This is a genomic window from Pseudomonas sp. PSE1(2024), assembly GCF_050990555.1.
Classification (GTDB): Bacteria; Pseudomonadota; Gammaproteobacteria; order Pseudomonadales; family Pseudomonadaceae; genus Aquipseudomonas; species Aquipseudomonas aphyarum.
Window position 1 is genome coordinate 3305249 of record NZ_CP158967.1, and the last position, 13615, is coordinate 3318863.

The following is a 13615-nucleotide window of genomic DNA, read 5'->3' on the forward strand; positions in this document are numbered from 1 at the left end:
TCAATGGCCTCCCGTGCGGCGACTACGTCGCGACGACAATCTGTCGATGAACAGATTCACGCCGATGGTCAGGGTGCCGATGGCCAGCGCCGGGATGACGATGGCCGGGGCGCCCTGATTGAGGCCGCCGATGTTTTCCCGCACCAGCGAACCGAGGTCGGCATCCGGCGGTTGCACGCCCAGCCCGAGAAAACTCATGCCGCTGAGCAGCAGCACGATGAAACCAAACCGCAAGCCCAGGTCAGTCAGCACCGGATTGAGCATGTTCGGCAGGATCTCCACGCAAGCAATGTACAAACGCCGCTCGCCACGGGTTCGGGCGACCTGCACATACTCCAGCGCTTCGATGTTCACCGCCATGCTGCGGGCGATACGGAACGCGCCCGGGGCGAAGCTCAACACCGCCGTGCTGATCAGCAGGGTCACTGAAGAGCCGAACGCCGAAACCATGATCAACGCGAGCATCTTGCTCGGGATCGAGATAAAGGCGTCCATCAAGCGGCTGATCACTTCGTCCAGCCACTTCGGCGACACCACCGACAGCAGCGCGCAACCGGTGCCCAGCGCACTGGCCAGCACCGCCGCAATCAACGCCAGGCCCACGGTGAAGCGAGCGCCGACGAGCACCCGGCTGAGCATGTCGCGGCCCAGATAATCAGTGCCGAACGGGTACACCGCGCTGATGTTGTCGAACACGTTGCCCGAGACCACTTCGCCGACCGGATGCGGCGCCAGCCACGGGCCGAATAATGCAACCAGCAACCAGATAACGCAGATGGCCGCACCGATGAGTCCCAGCCATACGGGTCCGTGAGACACCTTGCCGGCTGACAGATCGGGGGCTGCGGGCGTCGATTTCACAATGAGATTGTTCATTGGTTTCTCAGCCTCGGATTGGACAGAATCGCGCACAGGTCGGCAATCAGCACCAGACCCAGATAAGCCGTACAGAACAACATGGTGCAGGCCTGCACCAGTGCCATGTCACGGTTGGTCACGGCATCGACCATCAGGCTGGCGATGCCGGGATAGTTGAAGATGGTTTCGACAATCACCACCCCGCCGAGCAGATACGACAGGCTCAGCGCAATCGCATTGGCGATCGGCCCGATGGCATTGGGCAAAGCGTGACGCAGTACGATGCGCATCGGACTGACGCCTTTGAGCCGGGCCATTTCCACGTAGGGGCTGTCGAGCTGATCGATCACTGCCGCGCGTGTCATCCGCGCCATTTGCGCAACGATCACGCAGCACAGCGTCATCACCGGCAAGGCGTAGGTGCGCATGAATTGCCACGGTGAAGTGATGTCGCTGGCATAGGACAGCGCCGACAACCAACCCAGGTTCACCGCAAAGATCAGCACCGCGAGGGTCGCCACCAGAAACTCTGGCACCGCGACCATGGCCAGGGTGGTGAAACTCAGAACACTGTCGATCCGCCCGCCCCGGCCCATCGCCGAGCCGATGCCCAGAACCAGCGCCACCGGCACCGACACCAGCGCCGTGGCGGCCGCCAGCATCAAGGTGTTGGGCACGCGCCCGGCCATCAGCTCGACAACCGGCATCGCGTTCGATACCGACACGCCCATATCGCCACTGAGCAGGCTCATCAACCAGTGCAGGTAACGCACCACACCGGGTTGATCGAGCCCCAGTTTCAGGCGCAGCGCTGCCACCTGTTCCGGGGTGGCAAACTGGCCAAGGGATTGTTGTGCCGCGTCTCCAGGCAGTACCGCCGTGATCGCAAACACGACCATCGATACGATCAACAAAGTCACGATCGCGGCGCCCAGCCGCCGTCCGATCAACCACAGTGTGTTGCTATTCATCGCCTACCCTCCTGCAACCTGGCTTGCCGTTCATTTCGACGGCTCTGTTCAAGCGTCCAGCCAGACCTGCTCGGCGAACATGTAACCCATGAAGCCGCCGAGCGGGTTGCTGCCGTAGCCCTTGATCCGTTGATCGACGCCGTCGATGTTGCTGATGAACACCGGTATGCCGATGCCACAGTGGTCGTGCACCAGGGTCTGCATGTCCGCGTACATCTTGCCGCGCTTGGCATCGTCGGTTTCGCCGCGGGCGAGCATCAGCAACTGATCGAACTGCTCGTTCTTCCAGCCGGACTCGTTCCACGGCGCCTTCGACTGGAAGAACTGCGAGAACATCACGTCGGCGTTCGGACGTGGGTTGATGTTGCCGAAGCTGATCGGGTGCTTCATCCAGTGGTTGGACCAGTAGCCGTCGCTCGGCAGGCGCTTGACGTCGAGTTTGAGCCCGGCCTGTTTGGCCGACTGCTGCAACAGCACTGCGATATCGACGGAACCCGTTGCGGCAGGCGACGCAAACAGCTCCATGCTGATGTTTTCCATGCCCGCTTTTTTCAGCAGGAACTTGGCTTTTTCCGGGTCGTAGACCGTTTGCGGCAGGTCGCTGTTGTAGTAGCGCGAGCCGGGCGCGATCGGATGATCGTTGCCGACCACGGCAAAGCCGCGAAACACCGCCGACTTGATCTGTTCGCGATCGAGCAGGTACTTCATCGCTTGGGTGAAATCGGCGTTCTGACCCGGCAACTGATCCTGACGGATGATCAAATCAGTGTAGTTGCCCGATGGCGCATCAACGACCCGGTGTTTGGCGCTGGCCTTGATCCGGTCGGTGGAGCGCGGGTTGACCTCGTTGATCATGTGCACGTCGCCGGACAGCAGCGCGTTGACCCGCGACGGCTCGTCGCCGATGGCAATGAATTCGATTTCGTCGAGGTACGGCAGGCCAGGCTTCCAGTAGCCGGTGTTGCGTGCGGCCACCGAACGTACGCCCGGTTTGAACTCCTTGACCTTGAACGGTCCGGTACCAATGCCCTGGTTGAAGTCGGTGGTGCCTTCGGGAACGATCAGCAGATGCGAGACGGCCAGAATCGACGGCAATTCGGCGTTCGGTGCAGTCAGGCGAATCTGTACTTCGTTGGCCCCCGTGGCCTTGATTTCGGCGAACTGCTCCATCAGCGGCATGACTTTGGAGCCGGTCAGCGGATCCTTGTGTCGTGACAGCGAGAACACCACGTCGGCCGCGCTGAGGGCTTTGCCGTTGTGGAAAGTCACGTCCTTGCGCAGGGTGATCGTCCACAGGGTCGCGTCGGTGTTGTCGATGCGTTCGGCCAGCTCCAGTTGCGGCACCAGGTGCGCGTCAAAACGGGTCAGGCCGTTGTAGAACATGTAGTGCCGCACATAATCGGTGGACAGCGCGCCTTTGGCCGGATCGAGGGTGTCGGCGGTGGAGCTGGACATGCCGGCGACACGTATCCGCCCACCCGGCTTGCCTTTGCCCGGCGTCGCCGTATCGTCGGCCAACAGTTTGCCGGCAGCACCAAACAGGCTGCCGGCGCCGGCAGCCGCTACGCCGGCCACACCGAGCATTTGTAACGCGTGACGGCGTGACATGCCGCGATTGAGGCCTTCGAATACCCGCAGGCTTGCTTCGCCTGAGATCAATGGTGAGTCGTTCTTGTGATCAGTCATTTCAGTGCTACCTGTCGAAATTAAGAAGGCTCAAGTGTTCCGGTTGGCCGGAACGTCCTGGAAACGCAAACGACGGTAAAGCCACAACATCAGCTCAATGCAAATAGTCCTGAAAGCGGTAGTAGGCGCCCACGAAAGGCAGGAACCACGGCTTGCCGAAATGCCCGGGGATCGCCGGCCAGTCGAGTTCACGCCAGGGGTTGGCCTCGGCATTGCCGGCCATCACATCGGCCATCACCTGCCCCATGTGCACCGACATCTGCACGCCGTGGCCGCTGTAACCCATCGAGTGGAACACGCCGCCGTGCTGGCCGGCTCGCGGCAAACGGTCGGAGGTCATGTCTACCAGGCCGCCCCAGCAGTAATCGATCCTGACGCCGGCCAGTTGCGGGAACATCTGGACCATCGCCGCCTGCAGCACCTTGCCGCTCTTGGCATCGTTGACACTGTCGGACATGGCAAACCGCGCGCGCCCGCCAAACAGCAAACGGTTATCCGGGGTCAAGCGGAAGTAGTTACCGATCATTCGGCTGGTGACATAAGCGCGGCGCCCCGGCAGCAACTGATCGATCAACGCCCGTGGCAGGACCTCGGTGGCAATCACGAAACTGCCCACCGGCACGATTCTCCGCCGATACCAGCCCAGACCACCGTGCTGACAGGCGCCAGTCGCCAGCAGAACCTGCCCGGCGTGCAGCGATCCCTTGCTGGTGTTGACCTGATAACCGCCGGCCCGGGCTTTCCAGTCGAGCACCGAGGTGCCCTCATGGATCAGCGCGCCGTGACGCACCGCCGCTTCTGCCAGACCGATGCCGAAACGCCCGACGTGCATCTGCACGCCATTGCGCTGCAACAGGCCGCCATGGAACTGCGCAGAGTTGACTTCGGTGCGGGTCTGTTCGGCCGAAAGCAATTCAACATCGGCATCGACTTCGTTGCGGATCAGCTCGCAGGTGCGGGCCAGGCCTTCGTAGTGCAGCGGTTTTGCCGCCAGTTTCAGCTTGCCGTTGCGCAGCAGGTCACAGGCGATCTGCTCCTGCTCGACCAGCGACACAACGCTTTGCACGGCACTTTCGTAAGCCTGGTAATAGGCTTTCGCCCGGTCGGCACCGAGACTGGCGCTGAGGCTGGCGTAATCCTGCGCCACCCCCGTGTTGCACTGCCCGCCATTGCGTCCCGAAGCCTCGCCGATCACGCGCCCGGCTTCCAGCACCACCACACTGGCGCCCTTGAGCGCCAGGGCCCGGGCCGCCGCCAGACCGGTGAAACCGCCACCGACGATGGCCACATCGACTTGCCCGGGCAAACCGCCGAGCTGTGCGCCGGTGAAGGCCGGTGCGCTGTCGAGCCAGTAGGATTCACTGCCCATGTTCAATCCCGCCTTTGCCAATGAGGATGTCGTTACAGGCCGACCAGTCCGGCCAGACCGCCGATGTCCGGGATCTGGTGGTAGCTGTAGAAGGCGTTGCCCGGTACTTCGTGACCACGGGCGACGAAGGCCTTGTTCTTGATCTTCATGTCGTGGGCCGGCATCAGGTCGTAACGGAAGCTGGAGGACACATGCAAGATGTCTTCCGGGCCGCAGTTGAGGTTGTCGAGCATGTACTCGAACGCCGCCAGACGAGGTTTGTAGGCTTGTGCCTGTTCGGCCGTGAAGACTTTGTGAAAAGGTGCGCCGAGTTTTTCGACGTTGGACATGATCTGGCTGTTGCTGGCGTTGGAGAAAATCACCAAGGGAATCTTGTCGGCGATTTTCGACAGGCCGGCCGGTACGTCCGGGTGCGGGCCCCAGGTCGGAACAGCGTCGTAATACAGCTGGCCTTCGTCGCGGTATTCGATTCCCCAACGCTTGCAGGTACGCGCCAGAGCGGTCTTGAGAATCTCGTCATACGGCATCCAGTCGCCCATGACCTGGTCCAGGCGATAGGCCGAGAAATCCTTGACGAACTGATCCATCTGCTCAGCGGGAACGCGATCGGCGAAGAGTTCGCGGGTCATCGTGCCCATGTGGAAATTGGTCAGCGTTCCGTAGCAGTCGAAGGTAATGAATTTGGGGCGAAGAAAGCTCATTGAGTGCGTTCCTGAAGTTCGTTGAGGTCAATGGCGCTACAAGCATTTGCCTGGTTTGCGCAGTAGCGATGCAACGCTGCAGCACACCGTCATTACAACACCGTGAAATCAGCAGATGGCGTTAAAAGCGACCTCCGTTCGATACAAATCACCGTTTTGGTCATTCCACTCAGCAGACTTTGCGGTGCGCTCCAGCCTTGGGCAAAGCCCCTGTTTATGCGCACTTATGGGCCTTTATCTGGCGCTTTTGATTTCCGACAGCGACTTTGCCCGCAGAAACTGCGCCCCATCGCAGGCTTGGCATCAATTGCTGCGGCGTCTGTCAGCCCGGATCTGAATTGAGGCGATTGAACCTGCATCCTGCGCCTAGCGACGAGACTCGGTACAAGCCTTTTATAGGGTAAAAAGGCCCAAGCATTTGCTGCCGACACAAGGCCCGGATTAAGTAGTAAGTGTGGTGCTCGGGGCTGTGCTTCGCGGAATCTGCCGAATATTCCCTGCCCCCTTGTCAGGCTTTCATCCAGATGGGATACAGGCTTCACCTCGCCGCAAAACCCGGCGCCAGCGCACACTCTTGATCGGAGAATCGCCATGTCCACCCCGCTCCCTTCCTACGTCTATCGGCCGATGACTGCCGACGACCTGCCCAAGGCTCATGCACTGTCCGTGCAATTGAAGTGGCCTCATCGACTTGACGACTGGGCCATGCTGCAACGGGTCAGCAAGGGCTTTGTCGTACTCGATGGAGAGCGTTTGATCGGCACTGCGTTCGCCTGTCCGCAAGGTGATTTCACGACCATTGGCCTGGTCATTGTCAGTGACGATTACCAGGGCCAGGGCATCGGGCGAAAGCTCATGGACCACGCGCTGCAGGCTTGTCAGTCGAGCACGGCGATGTTGAATGCAACCGTGGCCGGCGCACCGCTGTATGCCAGTCAGGGTTTTGTTGAGTTTGGCCGGATTCAGCAGCACCAGGGCCAGGCGCAAGCCCCTTTGCCCGGGCCATTGGCAGACGGTGAAGAATGCCGCCCACTGCGCGAGTCGGATCATGCGCGGGTGCTGGAACTGGCCAATGCCGGGAGCGGACTGGATCGGCGAGCGGTGCTCAGCGATCTGTTCTCTGTCGTCGAGCATTCGGTGGGCATTGTGCGTGACGGTCAATTGCACGCCTTCGCCCTGCTGCGCCCATTCGGTCGCGGCCGTTGCATCGGCCCGCTGATCGCCGAAAACCTTGAGCAAGCCCAACACCTGATCGCCACATTGCTGGCCGGGATACCGGATGCCTTTGTGCGCATTGATATTCCAGCGGATTGTGGCCTTTCCGACTGGCTGGAAGCCGCCGGCCTGAAAAAGGTCGACACCGTGGCCCAAATGTCCCGCGGTGCAGCACCGCAAGCAAACAATGGCGTTCGGCAGTTTGCCCTGGTCACTCAAGCCATCGGCTGACTATCGTGCTGGCGCTTGCCGCCCCTCAATAAATCCTCTCAATACCTGGAGCGTCACCCGTATGTCCGAACCTTGCATCATGCTGCTGGCTCGTGCCGATGGCAGTCGCGTCGACACCCCTTTCAAGCAGCAATCCTTGAACGCTGCAGACCCCTTCTCGAGCGGACGTCAGATCGCCTGGTCAGGGAGCGACGGCATATCCGCAGGCATCGTCGAAGCAGGCGAAAGCCTTGATATCAAGGACTTCCCGCACACCGAGGTGATCGTGGTTCATGCGGGGCACGTGACGTTGAAATCCCGGGAGCGGACACTGCAACTGGCCGTCGGCGCCAGCGCGGTCATCGGCCGGGGCACGGACGTACGGATCGAAGCACAGACCGGCACCCGGTGGGCGTTTTGCGCCATGGCCACCAAAGCCGCGACGCCCGGCCTGACCCCGCTCGACCCGCTGGCACACCTGTCCCCCTCCGCCGCGCCGGAGCAACAGATTCTGATCGGTCCGACACCGCAATGCCGGTCAGGTAATGCCTTCGAAGACGCCACAACCGATCTGCGTGTCGGCGTGTGGGACTCGACGCCCTATGAACGTCACGGTCGCCCGCACAAGCTCAATGAGTTGATGTACCTGATCGAAGGCAGCGTAACGTTGCAGACGCCTGAGGGTTTGAGTGTGACCGTCAATACCGGTGACAGCGTGTTTGTTGCGCGGGGTGCGCCGTGCGCCTGGAAAAGCACGCGCTATGTACGCAAAGTGTATGCGGTCAAATAGCGTCAGCCATAAAGCGCCTTGTCGAAGCGGAACGAAGCCCCATAGGCCGAGGCAGGCAGGTGGCTGGACTGATCTGCCCGCAACCGCGAACGGAAAGTGCCGCTTTGCGGTTGAGTCCGGTACAGCCCACGCTTTTGCAGTTCGGGAATCACCAGTTCGACAAAGTCCTCAAGGCTGCCTGGGCTGAGCAACGGGTTGAGCATGTAGCCGCTGGTGCCGGAAATTCGCGCGTGTTCTTCGATGCGATCGGCGACTTGCTGCGGTGTACCGACGAGAATCAGGTCGCTGCCACGGGTGACGCTGGCGAAGCGCTTTTTCACGTCACCCGCCGTCAGCGGCTGACCACTGCCATCGGGGCGCATCACGTAAGAGGTCAGGCCTTCGGTGTGCGTCGATAGCGCATCGCTGTCGGCGTAGCGGCTGATGTCGATGCCGGTGTCGCCCGCGTAACTGACCAGTTGTGCCTGCAAGTGATAGTTGCTTTGCAACTCGTCGTATTTGCGCTGGGCTTCGATTTCGGTTTTAGCCGTGACGATGCGCAACACCGTCAACGATTTCACGTCTTCACGTTGACGCCCCCGCGCCTCAGCCTGGGCCCAGATGTCTTCCAGGCCCTGACGGATTTCCTGCGGGTTGGATTTGGCGATGAAGATCAGCTCCGCGTGCTTGGCGGCGAACTCTCGACCGCGTCCCGACCAGCCCGCCTGAATCAGCAACGGTGTGCGCTGCGGGGACGGTGCGGTCAGATGCGGCCCGGCCACGCGATAGTGCGCACCCTCGTGATTGATCGGTCGCACCCGGTCGCCTCTGGCATACAGCTGGCGGGCCTTGTCGGCAACCACGGCGTCGTCGGCCCAACTGCCTTCCCACAGTTTGTACACCACATCGAGAAACTCTTCGGCGCGCTCATAGCGATCGTCATGCTTGATCATTTGCTCCAGCCCGAAATTGCGGGCGGCGCTGGACAGGTAAGAGGTGACGATGTTCCAGCCCACTCGCCCATTGGTGAGGTGATCAAGCGTGCTGAAGCGCCGGGCGTGGGTAAACGGGTGCTCATAACTGGTGGTCACCGTGACACCAAACGCCAGGTTTTCCGTCACGGCCGCCAACGCCGGAATGATCATCAACGGATCGTTGGCCGGCGCTTCCACCGCCCATTTCACCGCCGCATCGGCGTTGCCACCCAGCACATCGTAAAAGCCCAGCACATCACCAAAGAACAGCATATCGAGGTGCGCCTGATCGGCAATCCGCGCCAGGTTTGACCAGTAGCCCAGCGAGTTGATCGCCAGGCGTTCGTCAGCCGGGTGCGTCCAGAGGCTCGGCGCACCGCCGCAGCCGACGCTGGCTTGTTCATAGAGTGCAAACAGCAGAGGTTTAGGATCGGACATCGTGGTTCCTGCAAGAAATCATTCAACGGAATGGCTCAGCGCTGATGCTTGAAGCCTCTGCCGTAATGGCGTTCGAGGCGATGCTGGATCAGTTCGAGACCGATGGATAACAGCCAATAGATGGCGGCTGCGGTGGTCAGCATTTCAATGTAGCGGTAGGACGAACGCCCGTACGACTGCGCCAGAAACATCACTTCCCAAACCCCCATGACCGAAATCAGGGACGAGTCCTTGAGCATCGAAATGAACTGGCTGGTGGTCGGCGGAATGATCGTGCGCATGGCTTGCGGCAGGATGATATGGATGAATGTCGCGGCCGGTCTCAGGCCCAGTGCGGCGGCTGCTTCGCGCTGACCCGGGGCAACCGCGAGGATACCCGCACGAAAAATCTCACTGAGATAAGCCCCGTAGTTGAGCGACAGCGCGATGATCCCGGCGCTGATTGCGCCTGGCACCACACCCAGCTGCGGTAGCCCCAGATAGATCAGCAGGATCTGGATCAACAGCGGCGTGCCGCGAAAGAACGAGGCATAGAAGCTGGCGATACCAAACGCCACGGCGCTGCTCGACAGCCTGGCCAACGCGGTGACAAAGCCCAGCAATAAAGAAAACCAGATCGAGCAGAAACACAGGAATATCGTCAGCGCGGCGCCCTGCAAGAATCCGTTCGGCCCCAGATGCAGGCCGACCAGGTTTGGCCACTTTTCCAGAATGATCGAAAACTTCAGATCGAAGCGCATGAAAAACCACACGCCCAGACCCGACAGCGCCGCCCACGTCAGATACAGGCGCGTGCGAAAACCGAATAGCTGACGTGTCAGTGGCGGCTGCTTTTGCGGGCTGACAGCCGCTTTGGCCGGATGCGGGTTGATGGCTGTCATTGGCTGATATCAGAACCGATCCACTTGCGGGATATTTTGCTCAGCGTGCCGTCAGTCTTGAGTTGTGCGATGACCTCGGTGACTTTCGCATTCCATTGCGGATCGCCTTTTTCGACCGCCACGACGTTCGGTTCGGCATACAGTGGCTCTCCGGCAATCTTGAAGCGCGGATCCTGAGCGATGCGTTCACGCGCGGTGATCAGGTTGGTGACCATGGCGTCCAGGCGCACGCCGGTCCCCAGTGCGAGGTCCTGGAAGGCGACGGTTTCGTTGTCGTAAGGCGCGATCTGGACATTGTCGAACGGATAGCTCAACGGTTTGTCCTCGGCGCCTTCAATGACCAGATCCTTGTTCAGATAGGCCTCATAGGTCGACGCACTGATCACACCGACTTTTTTGCCGGACAAATCTTTGCCAGTGGCGATGTCCTTGTCCTTCGCATTGACCACGATCACCGCCGGTGACTGGTAATACTCCACGGGAAAGTCGAACACTTCGGCCCGCGCCTTGCTCGGTGTCATCGAGCACACACAGATGTCGTATCGACCGTTCCAGTGCCCGGCGGCAATCACGTCCCAGGAAGGCGTTTCAAGTTTCAGCTTGACCCCAAGACGTTCGGCCACAGCTTTAGCGACATCCACATCGAAGCCGTCGAGCTGGTTCTGGTCATTGAGAAAAGAGAACGGCGGGTAACTCTCCATCAGGACACCGGTGAGCTCACCTTTTTGCGTCACGCGATCAAGAGTGGGCCCCGCGAATGCTGCAGCGCAGCTGACGGCGAGCGCCAGGCCAAGTGTCAAATGTGTCGGGATCTTCAAGTGCGAATGCTCCAATCAGGAAAAACCTGTTTAGATTAAAACGCACTATAAAATTAATATGAACTTCGTTTTATGCATAAAAAGCTTCGCTTAGGCTATATGGATTCCACCACCATGGAGCGAAGGCCTTCATCTCCAAGCTCGACCAGAGCTGGATAATAATTCACTTGTACGATGTCCTATCACAGGCTATTACTGCGTCTCCAAAAAAAAAATAAAACCACGGAGATCGCTACATGGACTCATCCCTGTCCGCCAAGCCTGACAACCTCGAACAGGTAAAAGGCAATACACGCCGAAGCTTCCTGAAGAAGTCCCTCGCTGTTTCCGCCACGCTTGCCACCGGCAGCGCCTTGCTGCCCAGTCTCTCTGAAGCTGCCGAACCATTGAGTCAACGCTACCCGGATCCACTGATTCATATCCTCGACGACAGCTTCCTCGAGCTACGTATTTTCAACGCCAGCGTTGAAAAACTCGCCACCGGCATGCGCTGGGCCGAAGGACCGGTCTGGGTCGGTGATGGCCGCTATTTGCTGGTCAGCGACATCCCCAATAATCGCATCATGCGTTGGGACGAAATCACCGAGACCTTCACCGTGTACCGTGAACACTCGAACTTCTCCAACGGGATGTGCCGGGATCGCCAGGGGCGTCTTATCGTCTGCGAAGGCTCTACCACCACCAGCGAAGGCCGCCGCGTCACGCGCACCGAATACAACGGCACGATCACCGTGCTGGCCGACAGCTTTGAGGGCAAGCCCTTCAACTCGCCCAACGACATCGTCTGCAAAAGTGACGGATCGATCTGGTTTACCGACCCGCCATTCCAGACCGGCAACAACTACGAAGGCCACAAAATCACCCCGAGCCAACCCCACGCCGTTTACCGCATCGACGGCGAGAGCAGAAAGGTCACTCGGGTGATCGACGACCTTAATGGCCCTAATGGCCTGTGCTTCAGTCCCGACGAAAAAACCCTGTATGTCGTCGAAGGTCGCGCCAAACCCAATCGCTTGATCTGGGCCATTGCCGTGAAGGAAGACGGCACACTGGGCGAGCGCCGCAAGCACATCGAGGGGCTGGACTACGCGGCAATCGACGGTATCAAGTGCGACGAAGCGGGCAACCTGTGGTGCGGCTGGGGCGGCAATGGAGATCCCAGGGCCGATCTGGAAAAACTCGACGGCGTGCGTGTTTTCAATCCACAGGGCAAGGCCATCGGCCATATTTCGCTGCCAGAGCGCTGCCCGAACCTGTGCTTTGGGGGGCGCGAAGGGAACAGGCTGTTCATGGCAAGTAGTCACTCGATCTACTCGCTTTTTGTGAATACTCGCGGGACTACGTTTGCTGTGTAAAAACGCCGTTCATCTCGCGATCGCTTCGCGAGTATCGAAACAATATCTCGCCGCGCAGCCAGGGATGCGCGGCATTCAGTCCGGTACCGTGCAACTGGCTTAAGCCACCGGCGAATGGAGTCTTCAAGGAATGTCGGGAAAATCATTCTGACAATGCACCCGGAAGATTCGCCGTAGCACACCAGCAGCGTTCAAGGATGAACATTCATTCATCGAAAACAGGCTTCGATGCGTCTAGTCTGCGGGTTACGACATTGTGACTACAGGAGTAACCCACCATGTTCTCGCACGAAAGCCTCCCGCTGATCATCCTCTTCATCATCCTGCTGATTGGCGTACTGACCGCCATCCTCCATCCCGTACATGCGTTCCATAGCTGGCTTCAGAGACGCCGGAAAAGATCATCCGCCGAGGTTGTCAGCAAGGCGGATTCACGCTGACGTGCATGACTGGCCCGGATGAATCCGGGCCTTTTTCTGCGTGCAGGCAATGGCACCAGGCAGCGCAATGATCAATATTCGCCTCTCTCCCCCTCTACTCAAGAAAAGCTTCACGCTGTGAAGTGAGTCTTCCTCTCTGCACGAAAAAATGCCGCTTCATTGTCAGCTGGCATTTTTCCGCCTATCTTGATTAAAACCTATACAAACTCATTAGCTGCGTACAATTTCTTTTACTACGGATACGCTCCCACGCGAGACTCCGTCGCGAGATACCTTAATGGAGACGCCCATAACCCTGTACGCGCCCCTCACTGCGTACAAGAAAATGCTTCGAACGTTCTCCCTCAACACCCGCGATCAGGGAGCAAGGCAATGACTCGAATACTGCTGTTACTGGCACTGATGCTCAACCTCGCAAGCTGCAGCAACGTGGATGTCACACGTTATGCCGATCAACAACCGGCACTGAGTCTGGAGCGCTTTTTCAGCCAGCCCGTCAAAGCCTGGGGGATATTCCAGAAGCCCGGCGGCGAAGTGACCAAGCGTTTTGAAGTCACCATCGTCAGCCGCCGCGAAGGCAACAACCTGATTCTCGACGAGCGCTTCCTGTACAGCGACGGCACCCGCCAACACCGCGTATGGACATTGACGCCCGAGGGCCAGGGACGCTGGAGCGGTCGCGCCGGCGATGTGATCGGCGCTGCCCAGGGCCAGGTTGCCGGGAACGCCGTGCACTGGGTTTATCGCCTGAACCTGGCGGTCGACGATTCGACCTATGAAGTGAGCATGGACGACTGGATGTACTTGATGGACGAGGACACGTTGATCAACCGCACCAGCATGTCCAAGTTCGGGGTGGAAGTCGGTCAGGTGACCTTGTTCTTTCGCCGCCAAGGCGCCGAAGCCAACCAATGAACCGTACAACCCAGA

General features: G+C 59.6%; 13 protein-coding genes. 5 read left to right on the top strand and 8 right to left on the bottom strand.

What is annotated here, in order from left to right; genetic code table 11:
- The 5 genes from ABTV87_RS14860 to ABTV87_RS14880 form a co-directional block, all read right to left on the bottom strand.
- A complete protein-coding gene (locus ABTV87_RS14860; protein WP_085603597.1) occupies nt 1–876 on the bottom strand; it encodes an ABC transporter permease in 876 nt (291 codons plus the stop codon).
- Nucleotides 873–1829, bottom strand: coding sequence for an ABC transporter permease (locus tag ABTV87_RS14865; protein ID WP_085603594.1), 957 nt, complete (start codon nt 1827–1829; stop codon nt 873–875). Before ABTV87_RS14865 ends, ABTV87_RS14860 begins: the two co-directional genes overlap by 4 nt.
- Before the next feature lie 48 nt (nt 1830–1877).
- Complete coding sequence (locus ABTV87_RS14870) at nt 1878–3515, bottom strand: ABC transporter substrate-binding protein (protein ID WP_433897810.1); 1638 nt, start codon at nt 3513–3515, stop codon at nt 1878–1880.
- Nucleotides 3516–3609: 94 nt separating this feature from the next.
- The gene (locus ABTV87_RS14875) at nt 3610–4884 is read right to left on the bottom strand and encodes an NAD(P)/FAD-dependent oxidoreductase (protein ID WP_085603587.1); all 1275 of its coding nucleotides are present in this window, start codon (nt 4882–4884) and stop codon (nt 3610–3612) included.
- A 32-nt stretch (nt 4885–4916) separates the two neighbouring features.
- Nucleotides 4917–5585 (bottom strand): haloacid dehalogenase type II, encoded by a 669-nt coding sequence (locus ABTV87_RS14880; RefSeq protein ID WP_085603584.1) that lies wholly within the window; start codon nt 5583–5585, stop codon nt 4917–4919.
- A 591-nt stretch (nt 5586–6176) separates the two neighbouring features.
- Between ABTV87_RS14880 and ABTV87_RS14885 the strand changes: the two genes are divergently transcribed.
- Complete coding sequence (locus ABTV87_RS14885) at nt 6177–7031, top strand: GNAT family N-acetyltransferase (protein WP_433897811.1); 855 nt, start codon at nt 6177–6179, stop codon at nt 7029–7031.
- Between the two features lie 61 nt (nt 7032–7092).
- Nucleotides 7093–7800 (top strand): cupin domain-containing protein, encoded by a 708-nt coding sequence (locus ABTV87_RS14890; protein WP_433897812.1) that lies wholly within the window; start codon nt 7093–7095, stop codon nt 7798–7800.
- A gap of 2 nt (nt 7801–7802) precedes the next feature.
- On the opposite strand, the gene ABTV87_RS14895 is transcribed toward ABTV87_RS14890, so the two are convergent.
- Genes ABTV87_RS14895 through ABTV87_RS14905 form a run of 3 tightly spaced genes read right to left on the bottom strand, consistent with a single transcriptional unit; the run spans nt 7803 to nt 10890 of the window.
- Nucleotides 7803–9191: an LLM class flavin-dependent oxidoreductase gene (locus ABTV87_RS14895; RefSeq protein WP_085603574.1), complete on the bottom strand. Its 1389-nt coding sequence runs from the start codon at nt 9189–9191 to the stop codon at nt 7803–7805.
- Between the two features lie 35 nt (nt 9192–9226).
- Nucleotides 9227–10072 (bottom strand): amino acid ABC transporter permease, encoded by an 846-nt coding sequence (locus ABTV87_RS14900; RefSeq protein WP_085603571.1) that lies wholly within the window; start codon nt 10070–10072, stop codon nt 9227–9229.
- Complete coding sequence (locus ABTV87_RS14905; protein ID WP_085603569.1) at nt 10069–10890, bottom strand: ABC transporter substrate-binding protein; 822 nt, start codon at nt 10888–10890, stop codon at nt 10069–10071. The genes ABTV87_RS14900 and ABTV87_RS14905 overlap by 4 nt, the downstream gene beginning before the upstream one ends.
- Before the next feature lie 236 nt (nt 10891–11126).
- On the opposite strand from ABTV87_RS14905, the gene ABTV87_RS14910 reads away from it, so the two are divergent.
- The 3 genes from ABTV87_RS14910 to ABTV87_RS14920 all read left to right on the top strand — a co-directional run bounded on the left by ABTV87_RS14910 (nt 11127) and on the right by ABTV87_RS14920 (nt 13600).
- Nucleotides 11127–12245 carry an SMP-30/gluconolactonase/LRE family protein gene (locus ABTV87_RS14910; protein ID WP_085603566.1) on the top strand — a complete coding sequence of 373 codons (1119 nt, stop codon included), beginning with the start codon at nt 11127–11129 and terminating at the stop codon, nt 12243–12245.
- 278 nt (nt 12246–12523) lie between these two features.
- Nucleotides 12524–12685, top strand: a complete 162-nt coding sequence (locus tag ABTV87_RS14915) for a hypothetical protein (RefSeq protein ID WP_164872148.1) — start codon at nt 12524–12526, stop codon at nt 12683–12685.
- Nucleotides 12686–13057: 372 nt separating this feature from the next.
- On the top strand, nt 13058–13600 hold the full coding sequence (locus tag ABTV87_RS14920; RefSeq protein WP_433897813.1) for a DUF3833 domain-containing protein: 543 nt from the start codon (nt 13058–13060) through the stop codon (nt 13598–13600).
- Nucleotides 13601–13615 lie beyond the last annotated feature (15 nt).

Excerpts from the sequence above, each read along its gene's own strand:
- ABTV87_RS14860 (WP_085603597.1), bottom strand. The coding sequence starts at position 876 with ATGAACAATCTCATTGTGAAATCGACGCCCGCAGCCCCCGATCTGTCA.
- ABTV87_RS14865 (WP_085603594.1), bottom strand. The coding sequence starts at position 1,829 with ATGAATAGCAACACACTGTGGTTGATCGGACGGCGGCTGGGCGCCGCG.
- ABTV87_RS14870 (WP_433897810.1), bottom strand. The coding sequence starts at position 3,515 with ATGACTGATCACAAGAACGACTCACCATTGATCTCAGGCGAAGCAAGC.
- ABTV87_RS14875 (WP_085603587.1), bottom strand. The coding sequence starts at position 4,884 with ATGGGCAGTGAATCCTACTGGCTCGACAGCGCACCGGCCTTCACCGGC.
- ABTV87_RS14880 (WP_085603584.1), bottom strand. The coding sequence starts at position 5,585 with ATGAGCTTTCTTCGCCCCAAATTCATTACCTTCGACTGCTACGGAACG.
- ABTV87_RS14885 (WP_433897811.1), top strand. The coding sequence starts at position 6,177 with ATGTCCACCCCGCTCCCTTCCTACGTCTATCGGCCGATGACTGCCGAC.
- ABTV87_RS14890 (WP_433897812.1), top strand. The coding sequence starts at position 7,093 with ATGTCCGAACCTTGCATCATGCTGCTGGCTCGTGCCGATGGCAGTCGC.
- ABTV87_RS14895 (WP_085603574.1), bottom strand. The coding sequence starts at position 9,191 with ATGTCCGATCCTAAACCTCTGCTGTTTGCACTCTATGAACAAGCCAGC.
- ABTV87_RS14900 (WP_085603571.1), bottom strand. The coding sequence starts at position 10,072 with ATGACAGCCATCAACCCGCATCCGGCCAAAGCGGCTGTCAGCCCGCAA.
- ABTV87_RS14910 (WP_085603566.1), top strand. The coding sequence starts at position 11,127 with ATGGACTCATCCCTGTCCGCCAAGCCTGACAACCTCGAACAGGTAAAA.
- ABTV87_RS14915 (WP_164872148.1), top strand. The coding sequence starts at position 12,524 with ATGTTCTCGCACGAAAGCCTCCCGCTGATCATCCTCTTCATCATCCTG.
- ABTV87_RS14920 (WP_433897813.1), top strand. The coding sequence starts at position 13,058 with ATGACTCGAATACTGCTGTTACTGGCACTGATGCTCAACCTCGCAAGC.